This window comes from Geomonas silvestris (genome assembly GCF_014193515.1).
Taxonomy (GTDB): domain Bacteria; phylum Desulfobacterota; class Desulfuromonadia; order Geobacterales; family Geobacteraceae; genus Geomonas; species Geomonas silvestris.
Genome location: NZ_BLXX01000001.1, coordinates 132288 through 158044, shown reverse-complemented (window position 1 = coordinate 158044; position 25757 = coordinate 132288). Strand labels below are relative to the sequence as shown.

Genomic DNA, 25757 nt, shown 5'->3' with positions numbered 1-25757 from the left:
AGAGGGAACCCACTGGAGCGATTTTCCCAAAACGAGCAGTTGAATCCTTTGAGGGGAGCTAGTCCATGCGCATCCCGTCGTCGGCGGCTGCCGGGCAGAGCGGGGGCGGAGCGAAGGCGCTGCCGTAATTGAAGTAGCTGTCCCGGAAACAGTAACCCGCCTTCCTCTGGCAACCCTCCAGATCCGGACAGTCGTAACAGGCGGAACCCGCAAAACGCTCGCGCGGCGGATAGGCGAAGTCCAGGAGCTCCTGGCTGTTCCAGATCTCCGCCAGGGAATCCCTCCCGGCGTCTCCCACCACGAATTCCCCTTCCTGCGGTATGGTGTCGCACAGTACCACCTTGCCGTCCGGTGTGATGGTCATGCTGCTGCGCCCGCCCGAGCAGTGGGTCCGCACCCGCCACTTCTCTTCCTTGATGCTGCGCCTGGTTTCCGGATCGAGGTTCGGCTGCTCACCTTCAGGTAATGCCGGTACTTTTTGCTGCTGCAACTCGGCCGCGGAAGCGAGTCCGGTCAGACGCAGCTTCAACCCGGGAAATTCTGCCTGGACCTTTTGGCACTGCTGCGCTATCGAGGCGCGCTCCACCTCCGAGAGGAACATGTCGTCACGGTGCCGGTACAGGGTGCGGCTGTATGCGGCAACGGAGACCTGTTCGACTCCCGAGACGGCCATGAGCCGTATGAAGTCGTAGACCCGGGGGGCGTTGAACGGGGTCACCACCGCTTTAACCCGCAGGTTCAGGCCGCGGCCTACCAGGTTTCGCACGCTGTCCATGGCGCGCTCGAAAAAGCCCGGGGCACCTGCCATCGGGTCCGCAGTCTCCGGGTCCGGGCCGTCCAGGCTGAGCTGGATCTCGCGGGTGTACTGGTTGATCGGGCGGGCCATACCGATCTCCACCAAACGGTCCGCCATCTCACGGGTGACGTGGCATTTCGTTGAGAGCAGGAACAGCATGTCGAGGCGGATCAGGTCGGCGATCAGGTCGAGGGCGTCGTTGCGGAAGAGGGGATCGCCGCCGGAAAGCGATACCTGTTCGATCCCGAGGGCGTGGGCCTCGCGGAAGATCTCGATCCAGCGCATGCTGCTTAGGTGCCGCTCCGGCGGAACCCGGCGACGCTCGGCGTAGCAGTAACCGCAACTTGTCTGGCAGTCGTTGGAGAACATCAGGTTGAGGGTGAGCGGGGCGACCGGGCGGCACTGCCCCGATTCCTCGGGCGGGGGGACCACGAACTCGAACGGGTCGAGGCACTGGATGAACGGCTTCACCTGGCTGGTCATCTGGACGACCGCATCGTTTTCCTGGTTCGCCGACCGGATCACCTGCGCCACGAACTCCTGTGCCTGCTTAAGCGTCTCGAAATTGTGGGTGTACTGCACCACCATCGACAGGTGCCGGAAACTGAGCTTGCCGTCCATGAGCGAGAGGGTGGCCGCCATCATGGGAGAGAGCAGGGAGTAGTTGATCTGCTCGGCCTCGTACTTCATCAAAAGCGGCTAGTCGCCGGAACGCCTGAGTCTCCAGTTGGGTGCGATCACCGGAATAACCGCATCGCTTATCTCCAGGTCCCTCCCCAGTACCTCACAGTGCAACGACATGCTCACTCCTTTGGCGACTCACTCGCGCTCGGTGAACCACGGGCCCGCTCCGCAGGCACCACGCAAAGCGGGCCCGCTCCCCTAGAAGACGTTGTTGGAACACCCGACGCAGGCCGTGCAACTCGTGACACACTCGGTGCAGCTCGTGACGCACTGGGTGCAGAACGGGCAGCCTGAGGTACCTTCAACCGTGAGCCCGCCGGGGCCACCCCAGGGGTAGCGAATGACCATCCCCGCCACTTTCGAGCGGTACTTCTCGATGAAGTCGCGCTCGATCTCGGCCCCTTCCACCTCAAGTTGGTACAGGATCTCTTTGCGTTTCTTTTCGATGACCGCCATCTGCTCGGGCGTCACCTCGGTGCCGCGGGCATCGAGAAACTCCTTCTCTGCCTTGAACTTCGCGACTCTCAGATTGACGGCGCGCAGCTGTATCTCGATGATGGCCGACTCTTCCTTGGAAAAATGATCTGACATGGTGACCTCCCCTCGTGTTCCTGCCGGTTGTTCCAGCTCTAGGCTTCCCCAACACTGTCAGCTGCCGGATCTCAAACGGGCACACTTCCCGGTGAAATGTCCTCGACAAGTCTACAAATGGGTTGACTGCTGTCAATTAACACCTATTAATATCCTTGGCCCTGATGACGAGTTGGGAAGCAGAGGGAAGCCGGGAGGGGATCCATGCTGGAAGCCATGTATCATGAGGAGGATCGGGCGCTGGAACTGACGCGGGGAGTTCTGGAGACCGCCCGATCCCTGGGGATAGCGCAGGAACAGGTGGCCCAGGTTCTTGCGGCGCACCGTGTGGAAAGTGCTGCCAAGGAGGGGGGCGCGCCGGGTGCGCACGAGGAGGGGCCTGGTTATGCGCGGCAACTGGCGCGGATGTACCGTGCGGCGAGCGTCCTTGGCTGGTCGAAGGAAGATGCCGGGAAGTGGCTTTTGAGTGCAAACGGCGCGCTTGACGGAAAGCGCCCCGTCGAGCTGTTGGAGCACGCGGACGGGGTGGCACGGCTGGTGAGCTACCTGGAGCGTTACCGCGGATAGCTTGCGAACCTGGAAGCGTCAAGCGTTTCGGAGCGGGGGCTGCACCGTCCACAGAACAAGCGAGGCCGACCGGGTTGACCGGTCGGCCTCGCTTTGCGTCGTGCCTGGTGCTGCGGCGTTACTTGAGGGAGGCGATGTACCCCTTGACCCCGGACAGGATACCTTCGGCGGTGATCTCCTGGTACTGGGGGTCCTTGAGTTTCTGCTCGTCCTTCTCGTTACTGACGAAGGCGGTCTCAACGAGGATGCTCGGCATGGTGGCTCCCACCAGGACGTAGAAGGGGCCCTGCTTGACCCCCAGGTTCTTCACGCTCGGGTACCCGGTCAAGGCCTTCTTGTAGAGCGACCTCTGCACCTCCTCGGCCAGGTGCGCCGAGTCGTTCAGCTTGTAGTTCGCCATCAGGTCGAAGAGGACCGCCTGCAAAACGCTCACCTTCTCGAGCGAGGTGCCGTTTTCCTTGGCCGCGAGTTGCGCCACCTTCTCGGTCTTGGCGAGGTTCAGGTAGTAGGTCTCGATGCCGCTGGCCGCGCGGTTCAGTGAGGCGTTGGCGTGGATCGAGATGAAGAGGTCGGCCCCCACCTTGTTGGCGATTGCCGTGCGCTCCTGCAACTCGATGAAGACGTCGGTGGAGCGGGTCATCACCACGTCGATGCCCAGCTCCTCGCGGATCTTCTGGGCCAGCTTGAGGCCGATCTGCAGCACGATGTCCTTTTCCCGGGTGCCGGAAGGGCTCATGGCGCCGGGGTCGTGGCCGCCGTGCCCCGGGTCGACCACGATCCTGCGGATCTTGCCCGGCTTGAACTGGCTGGACTTGGCCGGCTTCTCGGACGGCTTCGCCTTTTCGGGCTCCGCCTTGGGCTTCTCGGCCTTGACGGCGTTCTCCGGTTTGCTGTTTTCCAGCACCTCCCCTTTGGCCGCGGAGATCTCCTGGCGGCGCTCCCCCTTGACGTCCACAATGATCCGGAAGGGTTCCGAGAAGGTGAAGATCTTGTAGTCCTTGATGCTGTCCAGGTCGAGGACCACCCGAACCGTGCTGGCCCGGAACTGGGCGATGCGCACGTTCTTCAAAAGGCCGTCCCCGATGGTGAGATCCTTGATCCCCGGGGGGACTTTGGCGCCGTGGATGTCCAGGTAGAGCCGTCCGGGAATCTTGTGCGACTCGAACTTCACCTCGCGCTCCAGGGTGATCGAGATCCGGGTGTAGTCGGGGGTGGACCAGTGCTTGAGCTCGGTCACCGCGACTGCCCCCTCGGCGCCCCAGGCACGCTGCGGCCAGGGGAGCAACTGGGCGAGGAGCAGGCCGCCCTGGGTCGCCAGCAGCCGGTTCACCATAAGGTGCTGGTAGGGGGTGCTGACCCCGATATATTTGAGAAATTCCCTTCGTTTCATGTGTTATGGACTCCTGTGCCGGCTAGGGACACCACTAGAGCAGCCTCTTTAGTTCATCCACCAGGTTAAGCGCCTCAAGCGGTGTCAGGGTGGTTACCTCGACGTTGCGCAGCCGCTCGCGGAGTTGGTCGTCCGCCGCGCCGAACAGGGAGAGCTGCGGCGACGGGGCGGACTTCTGCTTACCGCGCGCCAGGCGCGGCAGCCCCCCCTCCACGTACTCCCCCTTTTCCAGGTTCAAGAGGATCTCCTTGGCGCGCTCGATGACCGACTGCGGCAGGCCGGCCAGCCGGGCCACCTGGATCCCGTAGGAGTGCGAGGCGCCGCCGGGGACGATCTTCCTCAAAAAGATGATGCGCTCGTTCCACTCGCGGACCGCGATGTTGAAGTTCTTGATCCCGGGGCGGGTGACGGCGAGCTCGGTAAGCTCGTGGTAGTGGGTGGCGAACAGGGTCTTCGCCGCGTGCAGCTTGTTGTCGTGCAGGTACTCGGCGACCGCCCAGGCGATGGAAACCCCGTCGAAGGTGGAGGTGCCGCGCCCGATCTCGTCCAGGATGACCAGGCTCTTGGCCGTCGCGCCGCGCAGGATGGCCGCGGATTCCATCATCTCCACCATGAAGGTCGAGTGGCCGCGGGCGATGTTGTCCGAGGCGCCGACGCGGGTGAAGATGCGGTCCACCAGCGGGATGCGCGACTTCTCGGCGGGGACGAAACTCCCCATCTGGGCCATCAGGGTGATAAGGGCCACCTGGCGCATGAAGGTCGACTTACCGGCCATGTTCGGGCCGGTGATGATGATGAGCTGGTTCTCGCTGTTGTCCAGGAAGGTGTCGTTGGGGACGAAACGCTCCGTCGAGTGCATCTCCTCGATGACCGGGTGGCGCCCCTCGGTGATGGAGAGCTCGCTCCCCTCGTGGATCTCGGGGCGGCAGTAACCGCGGTCGTGGGCCAGCTCGGCGAGACTTACCAGGACGTCGAGCGTGGCCAGCCGGTCCGCGCTGCGCGCGATCCGCTCCCCTTGCGCCGCGGTCGCCTCGCGCACCTCCTGGAACAGGGCGAACTCCAGATCGCGGATCCGGTCCTCGGCCCCGAGCACCTTCTCCTCGTACTCCTTCAGTTCGGGGGTGATGTAGCGCTCGGCGTTGGCCAGGGTCTGGCGCCGGATGTAGTCCTCGGGGATGGCCGAGACGTTGGCCTTGGTCACCTCGATGTAGTAGCCGAAGACCTTGTTGTAGCGGATCTTTAGGGAGGAGATCCCGGTACGGCTCTTCTCCTTGGCCTCCAGGCGCGCGATGAACCCTTTCCCCTCGCGGCTGATGGCGCGCAATTCGTCCAGCTCCTCGTGGTAGCCGTCGGCGATGATGCCACCCTCGCGCAGCACGAAGGGGGGATTCTCCACGATGGCCCGCTCGATCAACGAGCAGATGTCGTCAAGCGGGTCGGTGCCGGCGTTGAGCTCCCGCAAGAGTTTCGCGTTCAAGCCGGCGATCCGCTCCTTCAGGCCCGGGATGCGCGACAGGGATCCCTTGAGAGCAGCCAAGTCTTTAGCGGAGGCGGAGGCGAGGCTGATGCGCCCGTTCAGCCGCTCGAGGTCGTAGACGCCGGAGAGCAGGTCGCGCAACTCGCCTCTCAGCCCCGGCTGGCCCAAGAGCTCCTCGACCGCGTCCTGGCGCTCGACGATCTTCTTCAGATCCATGAGCGGGTAGTTGATCCACTGCTTGAGCTTCCTGCCACCCATCGCCGTCACGGTGCGGTCCATGAGCCCCAGAAGCGATCCCTTGCGCTTCCCCTCGGAGATGGTGGCGGTCAGTTCCAGGTTGCGTCGGGTAGACTCGTCCAAAAGCAGGTGTTCGCTCTCGAAGTAACTGGAGATCGAGGTGACGTGGGGGGCGCTCCCTTTCTGGGTGTCCACCAGGTAGTGCAGCACGGCGCCGGCCGCCAAAAGCGCCACGGGAAGCCCGTCGCACCCAAGGGTCGCCGGCGTGGCCCCCTTGAACTGGTTGGCGATCAGCCGCTTGCAGTAGTCGCTGTCGTAGACCCACTCCTCGAAGTAGGTGAGCGCACGGCCTGCCGTAATGGAGACGAGCGCCTTTGTCTGGGCCGGGTCGCGGTAGCTGGCCGGGAGGATCAGCTCACGGGGACCGATGCAGGTCACCTCGGCGAGCGCCGCGGCCTGGTCGGCGAGTTCGGTTATGCGAAACTCTCCCGTCGAGAGGTCCAAATAGGCGAGCCCGAAGCGCTTCTCCTCCTCGAACAGGGCGAGCAGGTAGTTGTTTTCCTTGGGCGAGAGCGAGGCGTCTTCGACGACGAGGCCCGGGGTCACCACCTTCACCACCTCGCGCTTCACGATCCCCTTGGCGAGCTTGGGATCCTCGGTCTGCTCGCAGATGGCGACCTTCTCGCCTGCCTCGATCAGTTTGGCGATGTAGGGGGCGCAGGAGTGGAAGGGGACCCCGCACAGGGGGATTTCGGGACCGTCGGAGCTCTTGTTGCGACAGGTGAGGGTAATTCCCAGGATGCGGGACGCCTTGACGGCGTCGTCCAGGAACATCTCGTAGAAATCGCCCATGCGAAAGAACAGGATGGTATCGGGGTAGTCGGCTTTTATTTCAAGGTACTGCCGCATCATCGGCGTCAATTCGGACATTTGCAAACCTTTCCAGGGAGAGAAACGGCGCCCATCTTAGCAAAATGATTGTGGCATGTAAAGGTCCGCTGGATGGCACCGCGGCTTTAATGATGTATGCTTTTCCGACAGCGCACTCACCCGGAAGCGGAGCCGCTCTCGGGGAGAAGCCCCGGTGGGATCCTGTGATATGGCTAAGGTTTTGGCGTCTGGGGCCAAGGGGGCCGGGGTCTGAGTTGATGGCACGAAACAAATGAGCTTTACAGGGGGCCGGCAGGCGTTGGATAATTACTCAACTGGTGCAGGCTACCGTTGCGGATAGAGGGAGTGGCAGATGCGCGGACACCGAGTCATGACGAGCTGTTCTGGGGCTACAGGGCATTCCTACCCGAAGGATCTGGTCAGCTTCATTTTCGAGCGCTGGCAGGACCCGGCGTTTGTGGCGAGACTCTGTCCGGCCCAGCCGGACTGCGGCTTCACGCTCCCGGATCGCTCGGTCCTGGAGCAGGTGATTTCCACCTGTTACCAGGCGAGCCTGATGCGCGAGGAAGAGCGTCCGGTCATGTTCCGGCTCATCATCCGCGACTCGCACCTATTCTCGGCGGAAGAGGGGCCGCCTACCGGGATGCACCGGCTCATCTTCTCGAGGCTGCGCCCCTTCAACGAGTACGAGCTGCACCGGCTGGCGCCCGCTGCCGACTTCTACCGGACCCTGATCGGCATCACCCTGCCGCCCAACGACGGGGCCCAGATCTGGGGGCTTTTGCACTCCGGCACCCGGTGGATGCATGCCGTCTACGGCGGGCGCAAAACCTCGCCTCCGCTTCCCGTCTGCCTGGTGGTTTACGTGACCGGGGCCGGGCAGATCTCGGTCTGCATCGGTTCCGAGATCATCGCCTCGTTAAACGGTGGGCAGATCAACTGTCCGAGTCTCGACGTCTTCAACTCCCAGTGGATCTCGAAAAGTCTTGCCATGGTGCACTCCGAGACCCTAGAGATGCACAGAAAGGCACGCGAGGCCTCGGGGCGGGTTTGGGCGAACCTAGATCCCGACTTCGGAAGCTACCTGGGCCAGCAGGCGGTGCGCCGCATTATCAGCGTGATCCGCAACTCGCACCACGGCGGCCTCTTGGTCTACCTCCCCGAGGAGATGACCGCGGAGATCATCAAGGAAAACCGCTACATGTCCATCAAGTACCAGTTTCTCGAGTTCGAGTCGCGTCAGCGCTTCCGGACCCTGACCCTGAAGGTGATGAACACCATGGCCGAGATCCACGGCGACCCGAGGGATCCCGCGAAGATGGTCGGATGGCAGGAGTATGTGACCAGCAAAAACGATTCGATCGCGCTTTTGGACGAGGCGATCTTCGACGTGGCCCACTTCATTGCGGCGCTCTCCGCTGTGGACGGAGCGGTGGTCATCTCGAAGCGGCAGGAGCTGTTGGGTTTTGGCGGGGTGATCTCGGGCGACCTGGACAGTGTGGGGATGGTGGCGCACGCCCTGGACACCGAGGGGACCCGGACCGAACCGGTACTGAGCGAGGCGGTGGGGACCCGGCATCGCGCCGCCTACCGGCTGTGCCAGCGGCTCCACGAGGCGATCGGCATCGTCATTTCGCAGGACGAGAGCGTGCAGATCGTCAAGTGGCATAACGGTGCGGTCACCTACTGGGACCAGGTGCCGACCGGGGTGCCGGGGTTCTAGCGGGCGCTTTGGTTGCGCTGCAAGGTTGTTGCCGAACACAAGGAGGGCCTCGAGAGTGTCACAGCTGCGAGGCCCTTTTTTATCAGACCGATCAGACGGATCTGACTGATTGCCCTGACTAGATTGACCAAGGTCGGTAGGTCCTGGCAAGTTGTCAAAAGCTGGCACAGCTGGCAAGAAACCCGGGCCGCCCAAAGCCTCTGCGTTGCAACCGGGCGCGCCGCCTACTCCACGTCGACGTTGCGCAGCCCCTCGGGTTTCCACGCTGGCGAAATGACCTTGGAACCACCCTCGTTCCCCAGAAGACTCCCGAAAGTAACCGAGAACTCCCCGAACCTGTTGTTGACCTGGTCCATCGCGCTCGCCAGCAGGGCCTTCTTGCGGTCCCCCGCAAACAGCGGGAGCTGCTCCTGCTGCTGGCGCAGGTTACTGATCTTTACCCCCAAAAGGCGGATCGGCTGCTCGAGTTCGATCCCCTCCAGGATCTTGAGCGCCGCCTGAAAGATCTCGTCGCTGTTGTTGGTGTGCCCCGGGCGGCTCTCCTGTCGCGAGAAGGTGGTGAAGTCGGGATAGCGCACCGTTACGGTGACCGTCTTTCCCGCCACCTGATAGCGCCGCGCCCGGCGGCCGACCATCTCGGAGAGCTGCAAGAGGTACATCCTGATCTCCCCGGGATCGCTGATGTCGCGGTCCAACGTGGTGCTGTGCCCCACGCTTTTTACCTCCTCGGACTCTTCTTCGGGCACGACCGGCGCGTCGTCGATGCCGCGCCCCATCTCGCTCAGCCGCACCCCGGTCACTCCGAACTTCCGCTTCAAGATCTCCACCGGAAAACGCCCCAGCTCGCCGCAGGTCCTGATCCCCAGGGCGGCCAGCTGCTTGCCGGTCTTCGCGCCGATGCCGCACAGGTCCCGGATCGGCATCCGCTCCAAGACCTCGGGTGTGTTATCCGGCGTCAGGGTGGTGAGCCCGTCGGGCTTCTGCATGTCGGAGGCGAGCTTGGCGAGGAGCTTGTTGGGGGCAATCCCGATCGAACAGGTGAGGCCGAACTGGTGCCGGATGCGCGCCTTGATCAGGTGGGCGATGCGCTCCGGGGAGCCGAACAGGGAGAGGGAACCGGTGGCGTCGAGGAAGGCCTCGTCGATGGAGAACACCTCCACCATCGGGGTGTATTCCCGCATGATGTTGAAGATCTGGGTGGAGGTGTAGGTGTACTTGCGGTTGTTGCCCACCACGAAGATGAGTTGCGGGCACATCTGGCGCGCTTCCCAGGCGTTCATCCCGGTCTTGACGCCGAAGGCACGGGCCTCGTAGGAACAGGTGGTGATGACGGTCCGTTTGGCGGCGCCGATGACGGCTATCGGCTTGCCGCGCAACTCGGGGTTCGCCTGCTGCTCCACCGAGGCGAAGAAGGCGTTCATATCGATGTGCAAGATGATGCGCTGTGCTTCCACGGTCTGCTCCGGCTCTTCGGGTGCGAGCGATGAGTCGCCGACCGGGTCGGCCTCGCCCTTGAGGGGGGGGGAGAGCCTGTGCTTGTCTGTCAACCTTGCCCGAACCCAAGGATCGGCGGGAGGGCCTCCGCCCGGCGCTCCGCTGGGCACGTGACCCCTCTTAGCTTCGGCCGGTTTCCGAAGAGTACGGCACGCGTCACAAGCTGATCCGATCTCAAGGAGGCGCTGCATTCCGGCTGCCGTGGCAGGGGAGTGCAGCTGTTGGGGCACCCCAGCTGCGGCCCCCTTCAGCGTCCCTCGACCCCTTCGAGGGTCCAGTTCTGGTCGGTGGCGTTGAAGATGAGCTCGAACAGGTTGCTGCCGTCGCTTACCGCGAAGTGCAGCCTGAGTGCGGCGCCATCGTGGCTCTTCCAGAAATAGGACATCTCGGTGACCGCGTGCTTTTGCCTGCGCCACTCGAACCACACCGGCTTGATCTTCGAGCCCGGCGCGAAAATGGCGGCAACTTTGACCCTTTCGGCGACTCTGCGCATCAACCTACTCCATTTGCCGGTAGATGCCAACTACTTTCCCCACAATGGAAAGCTCGCCGTCCTCCTCGCGCACGATGATCGGCTCGTAGTTGGGATTCTCCGGCTGCAGCCTGATCTGGTTCCCCTCCCGGTAAAAGCGTTTCAGGGTCGCCTCGCCACCCACCATGGCTACCACGATGTCGCGGTTCAGCGCGGTGGGCTGCGGGCGCACCAAGGCGAGGTCCCCCTCCTTGATGTGGGCGTGGATCATCGAGTCACCCTTGACGCGCAGGAAAAAGGTGCCGCCGGAGCGGAGCTGGGAGCTGTCGATGGCGAAGTGCCCCTCGACGTCCTCGATGGCCGGGTGCAGCGCGCCGGCGCGCACCACGCCGACGATGGGGAGACTGGCGGCCTGGGCCTGGTTGCACAGCGAGATGCCGCGCGAACTCCCTTCCTGTCGGCGCAGGTATCCCTTCTTTTCCAGGGCCTCAAGGTGCTTCATGACCCCCAGGGTACCGGAAACCGAGAGGCGCTTGCCGATCTCCCTGAGGCTTGGGGGATAGCCGTTGCTGGCGATGTAGTCGGTGACGATCTCCAGGACTTCCTGCTGGCGGGGGGTGAGTTGCTCCATGATGACCTCCTTGGTTACCTGGTGATAACTATATCAGGTGATAACCTGTGGCTGTCAAGGGCCATTTTACCGGGGCAACCGGACCGGGACTCTCAGGGCGGGACTTCGAGGGCGGGAACCGGAGCTGGCGGCCTGACGATTCTTGCTAATTGGGAATCATCAATTATAGTCTGATCTGGCTTTCGTTAATGGAGAAGACCCTCATGGCTATCAGGGGACAACAGCGGCGAAGAAGGTGTGCGGGACGCCCGGTCTTGCCGGTTCCGGCGGCGACCCTGCTGGTCGCACTTCTGGGGCTCGCCCCGCTTCGTTCGCTCGCTGCCGAGCCTGCCCCCTTCGAACCGTCCCCCGTCTACCATACCCCGCTGGCCGGCGAGGCCGGCTCCGCCAACTTCCACGGCTATGCGGTCACGCTTCCCGCCACGGACCGCGCCCACCAGAGCGCCCTTACCCTCGGTGGCACCCTGTTGCTTCCCAGGCAGGGGCGCACCACCGGCGTGCCGATCGCCGCGGGGTACTTCAGGCAGTACTGGCAGGACTCACGCACCCGCGACGTGGTGAGCATCTTCGTGAACGACCTGGAGTACGACCGCACGATCCTGGGGCCCGTGGAGTGGGTGGGGCGCCTGGAAAATTACACCTTGCCGGGGACCCAGGCCGAGCTCGCGCAAAACCGTGAGGTTACGGCGACTACCGTGACCTACGGGAGCGCCTCGCTCGCGCTGGGGCCCGGGCTGCGGTTCCCCGTGGCCCCCTTCGAGGTGGATAACGACCTGAAGCTGCAGCTGCTCGGTGACCTCGGGTACTTCTACGCGGCCCGCAGCCACGAGACCGGGCCGGATCTGCTGCTGCCGCCCAACACGCTCACCTACGGGGCGAGGCTCAGGGTGCGCTACGACGCGCTGCGCCGGAACCTTTTGGAACTGCCGCACCACGGCTTCGCCGCCGGGGGGGATGCCGAATACCGGGCGCGCGGGAACTGGCAGGAACTGGGCACCCGCCAAAGCCCCGAGCCTGCCAACCGCGACTACCTGCTGCTGAGCGGCTACCTGTTCGCAGCCGGCGGGATCCCCGGACTCTCGGAGCGAAACCGCCTGGTGATGAGCGTCTACGGCGGCACGACCTACCACGGCCGCGGCGACCGCTTCGACGCCTTTCGCCTGAACGGCGGCCCCTCCTCGGGGGAGACCGAGGACATCGCCCGGCCGCACTACACCGGCATGGTGTACGACGACGTCCTGGCCACCAACTACGCCATGATCAGCGCGGGGTACCGGCGCGAGCTCTGTTTCTTCATCTACCTGACGTTAGCGGGGGGGTACCTCTGGGCGGACCGGGCCAGTGCGCTTGAGGACGGCAGGGTGGAGTTCCGGGAAACCACCTCCCTCTCGGGGACGGCGAGCCTCGACTTCGCTTTTTTCGGCAACTCCTCCTTCAACGTGGGCTATGCCTGGGATTCCCGGGTGGTGCGTAACGGGAGGTCCGGTGGCGGGGTGAGCTTCACCTGGAACAAGCTCTTCTAAAAGCTACAGGCGATGGAAAAAGAAAGGCCGGGAGTTACCCCGGCCTTTCTTATTTGTACCTGAGCCGTCGAGGTGAGAAGTACCTGCCGGCTCGCTTGAGAGCTCTACTTCGGCGGGCCCTTAGCGCTCGATGCTCCACTTGGGAGTCGGAGCGAAGTGGCAGGCCACGTTGAAGCAGCTGCCGGACCTGTTGGCGCCGCCCGATACCAGGCGTGCGCTGGAGTAGCTCGCCTGCAGGTCGCCTGCGAGGCGCAGCTTCTGGTCGATCTTGACGCTCACGTTCTCCACGTGGCTCTTAAGCGGCTGTGCCGTGGTGTGTGCAGCCGAGCCCCCGTTGTGGCAGGGGGTGCAGTTGCTCCACCCCTGGGAGGCCTTGGCGTTCTTCGGGATGTGCGCCGCCACCAGGTGCGCGCCGCCCCCGCCCGAGTAGTCCTCGAAACGGGCGCTCGACCAGTTCCCCTGCACGCCGAAGGTGAGCGTGCCGGTTACCTTGCGCGGCGCCGGCGGATAGCCGTGGCAGGTGTCGCAGACCCCGCCCGGTTCGAAGGCGAGGTTAGTGCTGCTTCCGGTGTGGCTGTGGCAGGCAACGCAGCTGCCGCCGGGGTTGTGGGTGGTGTCGTAGGAGCCCGCCGTGAAGTGGGCGGTGCTCGTGTGGCAGACCTGGCAGATGCCGTTGAAGGCCGGTCCCGGTTTCACGAAGTCGTTCCAGGAGGGGGCGCCGGGGGCGGCCAGGGTGAAGCTTACCGCGACCGTCTGGCTCGGGGCGCCGGTTGTGCGGTCGGACCCCTTGGCCACCTGGCTGTGCATCATGTAGTCGTTGCCGTCGCCGTGGGCGTCGTGGCAGTCCCAGCAGAACTGGCCGCCGCTGTTACCGGCGCCGTGCTTGGTCCCCAGGTGCGTCGAGCCGATCTTCACGCTCGAGGTGATCAGGGTGCCGTTCACGGTTATCCCGGCGGCACCGGGGGCGTGGCAGCTCTGGCAGACCTGGTTGCGCCCCCAGGCGGCCGAGGAGTAGTTGAGCAGCCGGAAGGCGTTGCCGGCCAGCTTGTGGGGGACGCCCGGATCGTGGCAGAACTCGCACTGGCGCAGGTTGCCGTTGCGCCCGAAGTTCGCCCCCGGGTTGCCGGAGCGGTAGGCGGCGGCCGCGCCGTGGCCGGTCGAGAGCCACTCGGAGCTGTTCACCTTGCCGACGATGCCGTTGTTCCAGAAACTGCCGCTGAAGTTGTCCAGATCGCTCGCCGCGCCGTGGCAGTCCTGGCAGTTGAGGCTCTGGCCCCAGGTGGCAACCGTGCCGGTGCCGCCGTGGCAACTTATGTTGCTGCACTGGGTGGGCGTGGAGGCGTTTCCGGCCACGGTCACCGCGAAGCTCGCGCTGCCGCCTTGGAGCACCTCGTAGACCTGGTCAGCGTGCAGGGAGCGGTTCACGATCGCGCCGGAGGCGTCCACGACCGAGCTGTGGCACAGGTTGCAGGAAAGCCCGTTGGCCACCACGTGTCTCGCGTGGCTGTTCGCCTTGGGGGTGCCGTTGGCGTAGTCCGGGCCGGTAGCGAGGCCGCCGTGGCAGCCGCTGCAGTCCGCGGGAAGGGCCGGACCTCCCCAGGTGACCGCCTTGCCGCCGTGGCAGTAGAGGTTCGAGCACTGGCCGTAGCTTGCGCTGGGCGCGGCCTGGCCGGTGGTCCCGACCGTGAGGCCGCGGTACTGGGGGGCGCCCCCCTGGGAGGCGAGGGGGCTTACGTTCCAGGCGACGCTGCCGTCCACGTGCCCGGTGGAGCCGGGGGAGCCGTGGCAGGAGGAGCAGGCGAGCGCAAGGCCCGTCGTCCCGCTTCCCGCGTGGCGCAGGTGGCCGCCGGTCGTGGGGGGAGTGGCGGCGCTGGCGCCGTGGCAGCTGCCGCAGGCGGCCTGGCTCGTGCCGGTCCACTGCGGGCGTGTGGTGCTGCCGCCGGAAAGCGTGGAGCCGTGGCAGTAGATGCTGCAGCTGATCGCCTGGCCGGGCGCCTGGTTCAGCGTTGTCCCGGCCTGGGCGCTCCAGCTGTAGCCGGCGTTCAGGCTGCTGTTCACGTAGATGGTGCCGGTGGTTACCTGCGAGACGAACCCGTTCCAGGTTTGAGGCGAGACCCCGAAGCCCATCTCGATCTTGCCGTTCCCCATCTGGTTCGTGGTGTAGCCGCTGTGGCAGGCAAGGCACTGGATCGAGCGCGCGGTCACGTGGGTCGCGTGGGCGCCGGCGCTGGCCGGACTGGCGCCGAGCGCACCGGTGGCCGGTGCGGCCAGGCCGTCGGGACCGCCGATCCGGGTGGAGGCGATCGGGTAGCCGTGGCAGGAGGTGCACCCTCCCGAGAAGGAGCCGGCCTGGCTGTTGTGGTTGTGGCACCCGACGCAGTCGCGCGCCTGGGCGCTGGGGAGGTCGTGGGCCGGGGCGACGCCGGCCGGGACCACGTGGCAGGCTTGGCAGATGCCGGTGCCGTTGGGGTCCTTGAAGTTCGCCGAGAGCATCGAGGTGGCGCTCGAGAAGACCGGCTTGTTGCGCACCTTGCCGGCGAAGCTCGAGATGTTCATGTAGCGCCAGATCAAGAAGCCGTTCGGGGCGCTGCCGTCGGCGGGGGTGACGTGGGCGCCGTGGCAGTCGGTGCACTGCACGTCCTGGCCGTGGTTGTTGTGGTTCTTCTTCCCGGCGTGGCAGTTGAGGCAGATGTTGGCGTTATCCGCCGCCCCGACCGCCACCTGGGCCCCGCGCAGGTCGGTGCGCAAGAGGTAGCCGTCCCCCTTTTTGAGCGAGTTCGATGAGCTGAAGGAGTCGAAGGTCGCACTGCTCGAGTCGGCGTAGTGCACCCCGTGGCAGGTGGAGCAGACCAGTTTCCCCCCCTTGAACTTGCTCCCCAGATCCGAGGAGGCGTTGGCCGGGTTCGCGTTCAGCGGCGGGTTGAAGTATTCCGCGGGGCGCAAGACGGCCTTCGAGTCGGCCCCGCCGTAGGCGAAGTTGACCGGGTGGGTGCCGCTTGCCTGGTTTCTCTGGTTGCGGCTTCTGTGGCAGTCCAGGCACATCTGGTCCTGGTCGTTGGCCATCCTCAGAAACGGCGGGAGCGAGTTGTCGTGCTGGTTGTGGCAGCGCACGCAGGCCATCTGGGCCCCGGTGCGCCCGCGCACCCCGGTCATGCCGGCGAAGACCGGCGGCTGTGCGCCGGCCCAGGGGGCGGTGTCGGGGCCGTCCCAGCGGTGCGAGGTCTGGTAGAGCCTCTCCGGGCTCGCCGCGCTGTACAGGCCGAAGGGGTCGGCGGCGTCGCCCGGGGCGAACGGCTTGCGCCCGGATACCGGGACACCTGGGCGGTGGCAGGTCAGACAGATGTTGTTGAACCCGGTGCTCCCCAGCGTGATATGGCCCGTGTGGCAGTTGGCGCAGCTGTACCCGTCGGCGCTGCCATGGGGGGAGTCGACCACCACGGCGCGTGCTGTAGAGGGGGCCAGCAGGCAGAGCATGCCGAGCATCAGAGTCTTTACTATCACGTTGTTCATAACTGCTCCTGAAGACGGTAGCGGGGTGCGCGCCCCGATTTCACTAGTAGCCGAAGGTCACGTCGAGGGAGGGGGTGATCCTCCCTGCCAGGGTGGTGTCGGTCGAGACCACGCCGAGGATCGGGTCGTTGGCGACCGCCTTGAACGCGGGAAACGGCGAGTTCAGCGCCCGGAAGTCCTGGGCGGAGAAGGTGTACCCCGGCTGGACCGTGAGCTGCAGGGTGGCGAAGGTGCCGTAGCCGATGCTCTGGTTCAGGTTGACCACCCCGAGGTCCACCTGGCGGATCCCGGCCGAGTAGCTGCCGAAGGCGAGCCCCTTGGTCGAGGAGAGTCCGGGTTGCTGCAGGGTGTGGCTGGTGCCGTCCAGGGCGACGTTCACCCCCTGGGGGAGCCGCGCCGTGATGGAGACCCCGCTGATCGGGGAACTGTAGTTCCCGAGGATGGCGAAACTCACGGTAGCGGTGCGTTGCGGGCCGGTGACCGCGGCGCCCGAACCGCCGCCTCCGCAGGCGGCGAGGGCGAGAAGGGTAACGGACAACAGTGCGAAACGGATGAACTGGTTCATGTCTTTGATCCTCATGCGGTCTACCAGGGCTTGCCGACGACGCGCATCATGATGACCACGACGTCCTCGATGTCGATCTTCCCGTCGGGAAGGGGGGTGCCGTTGGCCAGGGGGGCCACGTCGCCGTGCATCTTCTCCAGAAGGCCAGCCGGCCGCGCCCCCGTGGCGATCTTGAGCGCCTCGAGCGCGTCGCCGATGGCGGGGACGCCGACCTGCCCGGCGATCGCCGTCGGGGTGAGCACGCCGTTTCGGGTGGTGGCGCCGGTGGGGGTGACCGCGGTGACGCTCAGGGTGGCCGGGTCGTAACTCGCGCCGGAGAGATCCAGGGTGCTGACCCCGTTCTGGGTGGTGACCGCGCCCGCCACCGGCCCGTTTTTGTCGCGGACCACCAGGGTCGCCCCGGATCCGACGCTCAGCTTGAGCGGGTTGGTCGCGTCTAGGGTGACCGGCGGCGGTGTCGGGTCGGCCACCACGATGCTGCGCAGCGCGCTCGCCGAGTTCCCCAGGGCATCGAGGGCGGTGAGCGAGAGGGTGTGGCTGCCGATGGCCAGGTTGCCAAGCGGCACGGCGAAGGCGCCGTTCGCGGCGACGCTCACGGTCAGGTTCGTCCCGTCCAGGGTGGCGAGCAGGCTGCTTCCCGGGGTGGTCGTGCCGGTGACGCTCACCGACTGGGTGGTGCCGGCGGGGAGTACGGCATTTTGCGAGGGCGCGCTGATGGTGAGCGCCGGGGCGCCCGGGTCGTAGCTTACGCTGGAGCGTGCCGTCGAGCTCAGGGAGCCGAGGGTAGCCGTGGCCAGGATGGTGCTGGTCCCCGGGGCGAGGGTGACCGGCGCGCTCCAGCTGGTGCCGCTCACCGTGACCGGGACGCTCACCCCGGCGACGCTCACCTGCACGGTGCTCCCGGCGCTCACGCTTCCGGTGAGGGTGAGTGCCGCGGCGGGGACCGAGGAGCCGTCCGGCACCCCGATGGTGAGCAGCGGTGCCGTGGGGGCGAAGGTGATGCTGGTGCGCACCGTGGCACTCTGGTTGCCGATGCTGTCCAGCGCCTTGACGTCGATGCTGTTGCTCCCCACCTGCAGGAAGACCCCGGTGGAGAAGGAGCCGTTTACCACCGGCAGAGCCGGGAGCGCCTGGCCGTTCACCGTGAGCTGCACCGTCGAGGGGAGCAGGTCGCTGACCGTGCCGGAGATGGTCAAGAGCTGGTTACTGGTGGTGCTCCCGGTCGGCAGCAGGGCGACATCGAGCAGCGGCACCACGGAGTTGAGGGTGATGTTGATGCTGGCGTTCGCGCTGCTGAACGAGGCGTTTGCCGCCGTGAGCTGGAAGGTGTTGAGCCCCTGGGTAAGGGTCGTCGGGTAGCTCCAGGTGCCGCCGCTGACGGTTGCCGGGTTGCCGTTCACCGTCACGGTCGATCCGGGCTGCACGGTGCCGCTCAGGGTCTGGGCCGCGGTCGCGGTGTGGCTGGGGAGCGCGTTCACTGTGAAGGGGGTGACGGCGCTGCCGGAAGAGGTCACGAAGACGCTCACCAGGGTGCTCGTGCTCGCGCCGCTTGCGTTGTCGGTGGCGGTGACGGTGAACTGGTTGGTGCCTGCGACCAGGCCGGTCACCGTAGCACTCCAGGTGACCCCGCCGCTCACCGCGCCTACCGCGGCCGAGGTGCTCGGGGTGATCTTCACCGTGGCGTTGGCTGCCACCGTGCCGCTTATGGTGAGCGAGGTGAGGTTGGTGGCGAGCGGCAGCGTGTTGATGGAAAGCGCCGGGCCGTTGCCGGAGGTACCGGTACCTGCCGGGATCTCGATCCCGAAAAGCGTCAGGTTCCCGAAGCCGTTGGCTACCACCAGGCGCGGGTTGCGGGCGTCGAAGTTGTCAAACAGGAGGTCGGTGGGGACCACCAGCTTCCCGCTCCCCTTGCCGTAGCTCCCGATCACCCTGAGGAAGGTCCCGCTGGAGAGGTCGATCGCCTGGATGTTGCTCTGGAAGGTGTCCACCACGTACATGACGGTCCCCGAGGCGGTGGCCCCGAAGGCGACCCCCTGCGGAGCGCCGAACTTGAGCGACCCAAGCCCCGCGGAGCCGATCGACTTCACGAAGCTCCCGGTGGTCGTGAAGAACTGCACCCGGCTGTTTAGGGTGTCCACCACGGCGAGCTGGCCGCTTGCCGGCTCGAAGGCGATGGCACTTGGCTGGGAAAACTGGCCGTTACCCTTGCCGGCCGAGCCGAAGCTGTTCAGCGGCTTCCCCGCGCCGGCGCCCGAGAGCGCCACCGGGGCCCCCTGTGAGGTGAAGACCTGGACGCAGTTGTCCAGGCTGTCCACCACGTAGAGGTAGCCGGCGTTGTCGATGGCGATGCCGTTGGCCATCTTGAACTGCCCCGCTCCCGCTCCCAGTTTGAACTTCTCGACCCCCAGGGGGGAGAGTACCGATACCGAGGTTCCCTGGCTCACCACCAGGTCCCCGGCGGCGGTCACCGCGATCCCCTGGGGCTTTTTCAGGGTGGCGATACTCCGCAGCAGCTTGCCGTCGTTGCCGAAAACCAGGATCCCGCCGGCCCGCGGGTCGGTGAGGTAGAGGTTGCCGCTCGTGTCGCCGGCCAGGCGCACCGGGGTCCCGACCCGGTCCGTGACCGGCGGGAGGTTGGTCACCGTCGGAGCGGTGACCGCCCGGGCCGCACCCGTGCCGAGGGCGCCGAGCAAAACGAGGCTGACAAATAGGGATCTGAGACGTTGCATCTTCATGTAAGGCTCTCCGTGCTCTCTCGATGCGCTTCTGGCCGCGCCTACCAGGACCTGCGGTCGCTGTGGCAGGCGCCGATGGTGTTGCCGTTGGGCGCCAGGGAAGGGGGCATGCAGCTTTGCTGGGTCGCATTGTAGCTCAGGTAGCTCCTCATGGTCGCGGCGGGAGCCAGCTCGAAGCTGGTGGTGGCGAAACCGCTGAAGTGGGAGGCACCCTGGACGGTGACCGTCATGTCGTGGCAGTCGGTGCAGGCGAGGCCGATGGAATTGTGAAAGGCGTGCTGGCCACTGCGGAAACTGTTGTACTGCGGCGGGTTGTTCGGGGTCGCCGTACCGTCGGTGTGGCATGTGAGGCAGTCGGTGGCGAGATTGATGCTCCCCGCGCTCCCCCAGGTGGGGGTGGCGATCCCACCGTGGCAGCTGACGGCGCTGCAACTCTTGGTGCCGGTAACCGCGGCGCTGCCGGACTTGGCGTTGAGCGTGCCGGGGAAGGCGAGGGTGACCGTGCCGCTTCCGTGGTTGGCACTCCCGGAGCCGCCCCCCGAGTGGCAGCTGGCGCAGCTGATCGACGCGATGGCGAGGTGCACCGCGTGGGACCCGGAGGCCGGCGGGTTGCCGTGGCAGGAGACGCAGGTCCCCGGCACCGGGAGGTTACCCAGGGCGAGCGAGGTGTGGCAGCTGCGGCAGGCGGGACCCACACCGCCCGAGGCGGTGCCGCCAAAATCGGCGCCGTGGCACAGGGCGCAGGCGTTGATCTGGTTACCGGAGCTTGCGTGACCGCTCCACGGTACCGGGTGCGCGGCGTTGGGCTCCGGTTGACCGGGGTTGTTCAGGTTGTGGCAGCCGGAGGTCTCGCACCCGGCGCTCAGCGAGCCGAGCACGACGTTGAAGCGCGGGTTGGTCCCCGGGCCACCCGCCTCCCCGTGGCAGACCTGGCAGTCCACCAGGTTCAGCTTGGCGACCGGGCCGTGCAGGCTCCCGGCCGTGAAGGGGAGCGCGTGGGGCACGCGCCTGGGACCGTGGCCGCCGGCGTGGCAGGTAGCGAGCCCCCCCTGGTTGAAACAGTCGATCTTGGTGATGCCGCCGGTCAGGTCGGCGCCGTGGCACTCGGTGCAGGAGGCCGGGGCCTGCTGGTAGGCGCGCCGGTGCTCGACCAGCCAGTTGGCGGTGTGCTTGCCGACGGTGCTCACGGTGGTTGCCTGGGTGTTTGCCTTGCCGCAGGCCCAAAGGGCGAGGCAGCAGCCGGCGAGGAGTAGGCGCTTCAGGTGGATCGTATGGGGCATGTGGTTCTCCCTGGTCCGGACCGTCCTGGTTGCTTGCCTAATCAAGCGAAATGACAGCCGGAATCTCGGTACGTGGTAGAGCGCGAGGTACAAAAAAAGCCGGGGCGCGAATATCTGGTGATAGTTCGGCATCCCGGCTGTCTCGGTGAGACCCTTAGGCTTTCCGCCCCATCCTCGCGGATGGTTGAGTATTGTCGTGTATCCAAAACGGGGTCCGCTCCCAAGGGGGGAGCCTCGGAGCGAACCGGTATTTCCGAAAGTTGAGCCGTGCCTGGTCGTTATTCTCCGTGTTCAGAACGCAAAAAAGCCGGGGCGCAAAATATCTGATGATATTTCGGCATCCCGGCTGTCTCAGTGAGACCCTAGGCTTTCCGCCCCATCCTCGCGGATGGTTGAGTTTTCTCGACTATCATTGGTGCGCGGGCAAGAACGCAGCCCTGAATCGTGCTATCTAACTGCCGCCAATCACTGAGGAAATTAGGATTGGCAGCGATGTAACTGTCGGTAAAATAGGGGTAATTCAAAAGCGTTCTATTTATACATTAACAAAAACGAAAAAGTCAAACAAATATTTCGATTATCGGATGGGCTATGAGACAGAAATTGTCCTTTTTGACGCCTTACTGACAGTGGAGGTCTCCGCCACTGTCAAGGGACGGCGTCTTGCGCCGTGCCGGATACTCTGGTAGAAGCAGAGGATCTAAAAGTTCATACCTTTCATACTTCGAGGTGATCGTGATGAGGACACTCTTTCTTTTGCTGCCGTTTGCCGTGCTTTTGGGCGGGGTAACCGCCTGCGAGGCGCGCACTCCCCAGGTGGTGCGTCAGGAGGTTTCGGTCCGCCTGGATCCCCCCCAGCACGAACTCTCAGGCTCGAGTAGCGTCAGGTTCGCGGCCGGAGCCGGCAGCGTGGCGTTTAGGCTCTCCAGCGGCGCCCGGGTAAGCGAGGTGACCCTCGCAGGACGGCCGGTTCCCTACCGCTTCACGGGGGGGCTTCTGGTTGCCGAGCTCCCCGGGACCGGCGCGGCGCAGACCCTGACCATCGTCTACCGCGCCCGCTTCAACGATCCCGTCTCCGCGAGCCCCGGTGCCGGCGAGGATCCCAGTTACGGGGTGAGCGGCACCATCACCAGCCAGGGGACCTTCCTGGGGGATTCCGCCCACTGGTATCCCGTGCCGGAGGAGGTCCCGGCCCAGCGCCAGGTCGCGGTGACGGCCCCGGCGGGGATCGAGGCGGTGAGCTTTGGCCGGCGCGTCTCCCGCGAGACCCGCGACGGCGTCACTCGCTCCGTCTGGCAGGAGTCCCACCCGGTCGGGGCGCTCTCCCTGTGCGCCGGCCCCTACCGGGTCGAGGACCGCACCGTGGACGGGATCGAGCTGCACAGCTACCTCTACCCCGAAAACGCCGGGCTTTCCGGGCGCTACCTCGATGCCGCGGCCCGCTACCTCAGGTTCTACAGCGCGCTTTTCGGGCCGTATCCGTTCGAGAAGTTCGCCGTGGTGGAGAACTTCTTCCAGACCGGTTACGGGTTCCCCTCCTTCACCCTCCTGGGGGGGGCGGTGCTCAGGCTCCCCTTCATCGTCGACACGAGCTTCCCGCACGAGATCGCCCACTCCTGGTGGGGCAACGCCATCTCCATAGCGCCCGACTCCGGCAACTGGTGCGAAGGTCTGGTGACCTACCTGGCGGACTACTACCTGAAGGAGCGGCGCTCAGCTGCCGAGGCGCGCGACTACCGCGAACAGCTGCTCATCGACTACGCCTCGCTGGTCTCCCCGGAGCAGGACTTTCCCCTGACCCGCTTCGAAAGCCGCAGCGACCCCGCCTCGCGGGCTATCGGCTACGGCAAGGGGGCCTTCGTCTTCCACATGGTGCGCCGCCGCATCGGCGACGAGGCCTTCTTCTCGGCTCTGCGGCAGGTGGTCGGTTCCCGCCTTTACCAGAGCGCCTCCTGGCGTGATTTCGCCGACGCCTTCTCGAAGAGTTCGGGAAAGGACCAGCGCGCCTTCCTCGAACAGTGGCTGACGCGTCCCGGTGGCCCGCGGTTACGATTGGCCGGGGTGACGAACCGCCGCGAAAAGGGGGACTGGAGCGTTTCCGGGAGCGTCGCGCAGCAGGGGGCCGGCTACCGCCTTGAGGTGCCGGTGCGCCTGGAAACTCAGGCGGGGCCGCTGGAGACCCGGGTCGCGCTGGCGGGGGAGGGTGCCCCTTTTCGGCTTTCCGCAGCAGCCGCGCCCACACGGGTGGTGCTCGACCCGGACGCCGAGGTGTTCAGGATCCTCTCGCGTGAGGAGATCCCGGCGACCGTGAACAGCGTGAAGGGGTCCCGCGAGCTTCTCGGGGTGCGCACCGCCAACTGCCGGGCCGGGGCACAGGGGTTCGAGGACCTGCTGGCCTCGCTTTCCCAGCAGGATGCCCGGGTGGTGAGCGAGGAAGAACTGGCAAAGGGGGAGTTCGCGGATCGGGACCTCATCTTCTGCGGGGTCCCCGGCGAGCGCCGCCTTTTGCCACACTGGCCTGACGGGGTGCAGGTCGAGCGGGAAGGGTTTAGCGTGGCAGGGGAGCGCTATTCGGGTCCTGACGCCGCGCTCTTCCTGGTGCTCCCCCGGCCCGGCACGGCGGGGCGGGTAACGGCGCTTTACCTGCCGCTCTCCGAGGCTGCCGGCGCGCAGTATGGCATGAAGATTACCCACTACGGCAAGTACGCGGAGCTCGTCTTCGCCGGGGGGGGCAACCGGCAAAAAGCGCGCCTGGCAGTGCCGGAGAGCGCCGCGGCGGTGGTCTTGAACCCCCTGAATCAGGCCGGCCTCTGACGCGGCCAACGCCCCCGTATCCGCGGCTCGGACACGGGGGCGTTTTTGCTCGACCGTCCGGTGGTTTAAGCTGTACGAATGGGGTCCGAATTGGCCTACCTTTCTTGACAGTGCTGACTTATCTAGTAAATTTACACTTTGGAGTCGGCACCTGTTGTCTTTCAGCGGAGGCGTTGTGAAACTAGTGGTGTTCGGCATAGTCTTAGTGTGGCTCTTAGTGAGCCTGATAGCTCTTTTTCGCAAGCGCGGCTAGCTCCGGTCCGACACTGGTGCCAGCGCGGCGCCAAATACTGACAGTGCCAAATTTAGGATCACCCCTCTAACTCTTTCCCCACCTTTCTCCCCAAGCGTATGTCCCGGTTTTCCACTTTGTTGAACTTTGTTGAACTTTGTTGAACTTTGTTGAAATATGCCGATACGTTTGCTTTCCCGTTGTTAGACCCCTTCCTTGGTAACGCCGAGCTTCTTCCCGCCGCGATGAGCCCAGCGTCCCTTCCTGGCACCCGAGCACCCGTCGGATCTCGATCCGCTCATCTGAAAAAATTTATAAATAATAATTAAAATACCTAAAGTATCATGTGCTGTGGCCGATACCTTTTGCAGGTGTGCAGGAAAACAGGGAGAGAAGCCGGCCGCGAGGTCACCTGTCTTTTCGTCGCACAGAAGGGGCCAACCTGCAAATGCTGCAGACCTGGAACCAATTCCTTGAGTCTTTCCTCTCAGGGCGCCCAGTCCATCCTCAAACTGTTCAAGAAACCGAGCGGCGGTGTGCTGCGCTCCACCGCATCCTCCAGGAGGCTACCCTATGACCCAACTCCTCGAACCCCTGCCGGAAACCCTCGATGCAGCTGCAGGCGCCCCCATTCCCGCATCGGCTCCGGCAGGCGCAACTGCGGAACTGGGCAGCACCGTGGCGGAGTCCGCCCCCCGCAACGGCACCGAAACCTCAGCCCGAAACGACGTGTGCGCGGTGCACGGTTGCGCGGCGCGCTGCGCGAGGCGGGAACTCCCCCTGGACCTCTTTCGGGAGGGGGCCAACATCTCAGCGTTCAGCCTGCGCCAGTCCCGCTGCCTTACCCCGCTCACGCTCTCCTCGCGGGCTGCCCGGGACCTCTTGCGACAGTTCTAGTGCTGCGGCTTGCGGTTTTCTCATTAGCACTCCGGCATCGAATTTGCACGAGGTGGGTGCTGCCCGTAGCAGCGGGGCGGGTGAACGACCAGAGCATCAGGAGGGGATCATGCTTGTTCAGGTGAATTGGACCAACAGCAGGTACGACTACGTGAAGGACTTCATGCTCGACAGCCTGATCGAAGCGGGGGTGGTTGCCAGATTCTTGCGTAGTTCCGGATGGGTGACGGTCGGCGTCGACCCTATCAGGACCAGTTCTCAGAACAACTCGTACGATGGGGTGGAACGGCGCACGGTGCACCGTGCCCAACAGGCGGGGTGGCCTTAGGCAGGAGACCCGTGTTGGATTCCTTTACACGGGGCACCGACGGCTGTCGGTTAAATTTACACTGCTTGACGACAAGGGGGTGGCGCCAGGGATGGCGCGACCCTTTTTGTTTTTTTCGGGTACGGGGGACCGGGGAGTGCGGGGGGCTACCAGAAGTACCACCTGCCGGTGCAAAGGACGTAGGCCGCCAGGGCGAGGTTGGTCACGGCGTGGCACAGCACACACTGGGAGATGCTGCGGGTCGTGTAGTAAAGCGCGTTGTAGATGGCCCCGGCGATCATGCCGGCGATGATGAAATGATGCTCCAGGCCGAAGAGTAGCGTGGTCGCGGCAAAGGAGAGCCAACTGAAACGCCCCACCGGCACCTTCTCGAAGTCGGGGTCGATGAGGTAGCGCAGCATGAAGGAGCGCCAGAAGAGTTCCTCCATGAGCGGCACAACCAGGACCGCCCCGGCCACCCGGACCGCGGTCATCAGGAGACGGACCGCCCCTCCCGGGAGCAGCCCGGGGTTGAAGCCGGCGGGGGTGCCCGATACGGAGAAGACCCAGTCGGTCCAGACCCAGATGGTGCAGGTGATAAGGGCGACCAGGACGCTGAGGGCACTTTGGCGCGGGTTCCCCAGGTCGCGCCAGCAAAACTCCCGGTAGTAGTGCCGGTTGGCGTAGAGCAGCGCCGCCACGGCTCCGGCCTTCACCGGGTAGAGGTAGTAGAGGGTTGCGGGCTCCAGGGCGATCAGGCCGCGGCGCCCGAGAAGTTCCAGCGCTTCGCCGGCCCCGATGAAGAGCATGAACAGGACAAAGGGGAGGGCGCGGGCGTACAGGGCCTGGTTGTTCGGCGCTGCAATGGTGGGGGACGCGGGCATGGGGGCTCCGTGGCGCTTGCTGGGTCCGGGTGCCGCAGGCAGCCACACGCCGCCGCG

General features: G+C 65.2%; 18 protein-coding genes and 2 riboswitches. Of the genes, 6 read left to right on the top strand and 12 right to left on the bottom strand.

The genetic code is table 11. The annotated features are described in order from the left end of the window. Positions 1–58 precede the first annotated feature (58 nt). Both GMST_RS00635 and GMST_RS00630 read right to left on the bottom strand, forming a co-directional pair. Entirely contained in the window at positions 59–1486 is a 1428-nt protein-coding gene (locus GMST_RS00635) for a radical SAM/SPASM domain-containing protein (protein ID WP_246399128.1), read from the bottom strand. Positions 1487–1678: 192 nt separating this feature from the next. Beyond that, positions 1679–2071 carry a hypothetical protein gene (locus GMST_RS00630; RefSeq protein ID WP_183352669.1) on the bottom strand — a complete coding sequence of 131 codons (393 nt, stop codon included), beginning with the start codon at positions 2069–2071 and terminating at the stop codon, positions 1679–1681. A gap of 204 nt (positions 2072–2275) precedes the next feature. On the opposite strand from GMST_RS00630, the gene GMST_RS00625 reads away from it, so the two are divergent. Beyond that, positions 2276–2638, top strand: coding sequence for an MbcA/ParS/Xre antitoxin family protein (locus tag GMST_RS00625; RefSeq protein ID WP_183352668.1), 363 nt, complete (start codon positions 2276–2278; stop codon positions 2636–2638). 118 nt (positions 2639–2756) lie between these two features. Here the strand turns inward: GMST_RS00625 and GMST_RS00620 are convergent, their stop codons facing one another. Together GMST_RS00620 and mutS are read right to left on the bottom strand one after the other, a co-directional pair. Further along, a complete protein-coding gene (locus GMST_RS00620) occupies positions 2757–4028 on the bottom strand; it encodes an N-acetylmuramoyl-L-alanine amidase (protein WP_183352667.1) in 1272 nt (423 codons plus the stop codon). A 34-nt stretch (positions 4029–4062) separates the two neighbouring features. Next, positions 4063–6672: a DNA mismatch repair protein MutS gene (gene mutS / locus GMST_RS00615; protein ID WP_183352666.1), complete on the bottom strand. Its 2610-nt coding sequence runs from the start codon at positions 6670–6672 to the stop codon at positions 4063–4065. 313 nt (positions 6673–6985) lie between these two features. On the opposite strand from mutS, the gene GMST_RS00610 reads away from it, so the two are divergent. Further along, positions 6986–8356, top strand: coding sequence for a putative sensor domain DACNV-containing protein (locus GMST_RS00610; RefSeq protein ID WP_183352665.1), 1371 nt, complete (start codon positions 6986–6988; stop codon positions 8354–8356). Between the two features lie 224 nt (positions 8357–8580). On the opposite strand, the gene dinB is transcribed toward GMST_RS00610, so the two are convergent. The 3 genes from dinB to lexA all read right to left on the bottom strand — a co-directional run bounded on the left by dinB (position 8581) and on the right by lexA (position 10953). Further along, positions 8581–9810: a DNA polymerase IV gene (dinB, locus tag GMST_RS00605; RefSeq protein WP_246399179.1), complete on the bottom strand. Its 1230-nt coding sequence runs from the start codon at positions 9808–9810 to the stop codon at positions 8581–8583. A gap of 287 nt (positions 9811–10097) precedes the next feature. Further along, a complete protein-coding gene (locus GMST_RS00600) occupies positions 10098–10343 on the bottom strand; it encodes a hypothetical protein (RefSeq protein WP_183352656.1) in 246 nt (81 codons plus the stop codon). 4 nt (positions 10344–10347) lie between these two features. Further along, positions 10348–10953 (bottom strand): transcriptional repressor LexA, encoded by a 606-nt coding sequence (gene lexA / locus GMST_RS00595; protein ID WP_183352654.1) that lies wholly within the window; start codon positions 10951–10953, stop codon positions 10348–10350. A 203-nt stretch (positions 10954–11156) separates the two neighbouring features. On the opposite strand from lexA, the gene GMST_RS00590 reads away from it, so the two are divergent. Beyond that, positions 11157–12476 carry a porin gene (locus tag GMST_RS00590; RefSeq protein ID WP_246399126.1) on the top strand — a complete coding sequence of 440 codons (1320 nt, stop codon included), beginning with the start codon at positions 11157–11159 and terminating at the stop codon, positions 12474–12476. 120 nt (positions 12477–12596) lie between these two features. Here GMST_RS00590 and GMST_RS00585 read toward each other — a convergent pair whose 3' ends face one another. From GMST_RS00585 to GMST_RS00570, 4 genes are read right to left on the bottom strand one after another with little or no spacing between them, the layout of a single operon-like run. Then, complete coding sequence (locus tag GMST_RS00585) at positions 12597–15986, bottom strand: CxxxxCH/CxxCH domain c-type cytochrome (protein WP_183352652.1); 3390 nt, start codon at positions 15984–15986, stop codon at positions 12597–12599. Positions 15987–16029: 43 nt separating this feature from the next. Continuing rightward, positions 16030–16551: a hypothetical protein gene (locus tag GMST_RS00580; RefSeq protein ID WP_183352650.1), complete on the bottom strand. Its 522-nt coding sequence runs from the start codon at positions 16549–16551 to the stop codon at positions 16030–16032. Between the two features lie 20 nt (positions 16552–16571). Beyond that, positions 16572–19286: an Ig-like domain-containing protein gene (locus GMST_RS00575; protein ID WP_183352648.1), complete on the bottom strand. Its 2715-nt coding sequence runs from the start codon at positions 19284–19286 to the stop codon at positions 16572–16574. A gap of 41 nt (positions 19287–19327) precedes the next feature. Beyond that, complete coding sequence (locus GMST_RS00570) at positions 19328–20566, bottom strand: CxxxxCH/CxxCH domain-containing protein (RefSeq protein ID WP_183352646.1); 1239 nt, start codon at positions 20564–20566, stop codon at positions 19328–19330. A 124-nt stretch (positions 20567–20690) separates the two neighbouring features. After that, positions 20691–20766: riboswitch (cyclic di-GMP riboswitch) on the bottom strand. Positions 20767–20899: 133 nt separating this feature from the next. Continuing rightward, positions 20900–20974: riboswitch (cyclic di-GMP riboswitch) on the bottom strand. A 330-nt stretch (positions 20975–21304) separates the two neighbouring features. Here GMST_RS00570 and GMST_RS00565 point away from each other — a divergent pair. The 3 genes from GMST_RS00565 (at position 21305) to GMST_RS00555 (ending at position 24837) form a co-directional block, all read left to right on the top strand. Then, positions 21305–23380, top strand: coding sequence for a M1 family metallopeptidase (locus GMST_RS00565; RefSeq protein ID WP_183352644.1), 2076 nt, complete (start codon positions 21305–21307; stop codon positions 23378–23380). A gap of 805 nt (positions 23381–24185) precedes the next feature. Next, entirely contained in the window at positions 24186–24509 is a 324-nt protein-coding gene (locus GMST_RS00560; protein ID WP_183352642.1) for a hypothetical protein, read from the top strand. Between the two features lie 109 nt (positions 24510–24618). Beyond that, positions 24619–24837: a GSU3473 family protein gene (locus GMST_RS00555; RefSeq protein ID WP_183352640.1), complete on the top strand. Its 219-nt coding sequence runs from the start codon at positions 24619–24621 to the stop codon at positions 24835–24837. Positions 24838–24983: 146 nt separating this feature from the next. Here GMST_RS00555 and GMST_RS00550 read toward each other — a convergent pair whose 3' ends face one another. Further along, a complete protein-coding gene (locus GMST_RS00550) occupies positions 24984–25700 on the bottom strand; it encodes a CAAX prenyl protease-related protein (RefSeq protein ID WP_183352638.1) in 717 nt (238 codons plus the stop codon). Between the last annotated feature and the right edge of the window lie 57 nt (positions 25701–25757).

Excerpts from the sequence above, each read along its gene's own strand:
- GMST_RS00635 (WP_246399128.1), bottom strand. The coding sequence starts at position 1,486 with ATGAAGTACGAGGCCGAGCAGATCAACTACTCCCTGCTCTCTCCCATG.
- GMST_RS00630 (WP_183352669.1), bottom strand. The coding sequence starts at position 2,071 with ATGTCAGATCATTTTTCCAAGGAAGAGTCGGCCATCATCGAGATACAG.
- GMST_RS00625 (WP_183352668.1), top strand. The coding sequence starts at position 2,276 with ATGCTGGAAGCCATGTATCATGAGGAGGATCGGGCGCTGGAACTGACG.
- GMST_RS00620 (WP_183352667.1), bottom strand. The coding sequence starts at position 4,028 with ATGAAACGAAGGGAATTTCTCAAATATATCGGGGTCAGCACCCCCTAC.
- mutS (WP_183352666.1), bottom strand. The coding sequence starts at position 6,672 with ATGTCCGAATTGACGCCGATGATGCGGCAGTACCTTGAAATAAAAGCC.
- GMST_RS00610 (WP_183352665.1), top strand. The coding sequence starts at position 6,986 with ATGCGCGGACACCGAGTCATGACGAGCTGTTCTGGGGCTACAGGGCAT.
- GMST_RS00600 (WP_183352656.1), bottom strand. The coding sequence starts at position 10,343 with ATGCGCAGAGTCGCCGAAAGGGTCAAAGTTGCCGCCATTTTCGCGCCG.
- lexA (WP_183352654.1), bottom strand. The coding sequence starts at position 10,953 with ATGGAGCAACTCACCCCCCGCCAGCAGGAAGTCCTGGAGATCGTCACC.
- GMST_RS00590 (WP_246399126.1), top strand. The coding sequence starts at position 11,157 with ATGGCTATCAGGGGACAACAGCGGCGAAGAAGGTGTGCGGGACGCCCG.
- GMST_RS00585 (WP_183352652.1), bottom strand. The coding sequence starts at position 15,986 with ATGAACAACGTGATAGTAAAGACTCTGATGCTCGGCATGCTCTGCCTG.
- GMST_RS00580 (WP_183352650.1), bottom strand. The coding sequence starts at position 16,551 with ATGAACCAGTTCATCCGTTTCGCACTGTTGTCCGTTACCCTTCTCGCC.
- GMST_RS00575 (WP_183352648.1), bottom strand. The coding sequence starts at position 19,286 with ATGAAGATGCAACGTCTCAGATCCCTATTTGTCAGCCTCGTTTTGCTC.
- GMST_RS00570 (WP_183352646.1), bottom strand. The coding sequence starts at position 20,566 with ATGCCCCATACGATCCACCTGAAGCGCCTACTCCTCGCCGGCTGCTGC.
- GMST_RS00565 (WP_183352644.1), top strand. The coding sequence starts at position 21,305 with ATGAGGACACTCTTTCTTTTGCTGCCGTTTGCCGTGCTTTTGGGCGGG.
- GMST_RS00560 (WP_183352642.1), top strand. The coding sequence starts at position 24,186 with ATGACCCAACTCCTCGAACCCCTGCCGGAAACCCTCGATGCAGCTGCA.
- GMST_RS00555 (WP_183352640.1), top strand. The coding sequence starts at position 24,619 with ATGCTTGTTCAGGTGAATTGGACCAACAGCAGGTACGACTACGTGAAG.
- GMST_RS00550 (WP_183352638.1), bottom strand. The coding sequence starts at position 25,700 with ATGCCCGCGTCCCCCACCATTGCAGCGCCGAACAACCAGGCCCTGTAC.